This is a genomic window from Desulfocicer niacini (assembly GCF_054657595.1).
Genome location: NZ_BAAHYK010000158.1, coordinates 1 through 784 on the forward strand (window position 1 = coordinate 1; position 784 = coordinate 784).

The window sequence follows — 784 nt, forward strand, 5'->3', positions numbered from 1 at the left end:
CGGTTTGGATAATCTTTTATGGAACTTGTTGTTGGTACTTTAATCATTACAAGGTTTTGAACGGAGTTTCATAAAAAAACAAATTAAGGAAGGACGGAATATATGCACAATCACCCCCACAGCGTCCGGTCGTATGATGAGGAAATAAAAGGCTTGAACCTGCTTGTCATCACCATGGCCACAGCTTCCAGCAAACAGCTGATGGAGATGAAACAGGCCCTGGCAAGCCGTGATGGTATAATTGGCCGGGACGTAGCCGCCAAGGATAAGCACATCAACGAACTGCACCAGAAAATTGAAAATATGGCCATCAGAATTCTGGCCCGGCGCCAGCCACTGGCCCAGGATCTCCGGCATGTTTTAACGGTGATGAAAATCAGCCGTGAACTGGAGCGTATCGGTGATTATGCCGCCAATGTGGCCAAGCGGGTGGATTCTTTATCAAGAAACTCCTTTGAAGCGCCTGAACGTATGCTGATTGGGATGGCTGAGACCGCAGACCGTATGCTTGGAAAGGCCATTGAAGCGTTTCTTCACTTTGATGTGGATACCGCATTGTCAGTCTGGCACATGGACGATGAAATGGACGCTGCCTATGCGTCCATTATAAAACTTGTCCAGCAGGAGATGACCTCTGACAAGGAGCGGATCACCGAGGGGACCCAACTCAATTACATGGCAAGATGCCTGGAACGTATCGGAGACCATATCATCAACATGACAGAAGAAATTTACTTTATGACAACGGGTAAAAATTTCAGCAGCCATGTGGCACCGGAAAACG

At 47.6% G+C, this 784-nt stretch carries 1 protein-coding gene; it reads left to right on the forward strand.

Going from position 1 to position 784, the window contains the following annotated elements:
* Positions 1-102: 102 nt before the first annotated feature.
* A partial coding sequence (gene phoU / locus ACYQ2M_RS25175; protein WP_459919157.1) for a phosphate signaling complex protein PhoU occupies positions 103-784 on the forward strand: 682 nt, incomplete at its 3' end.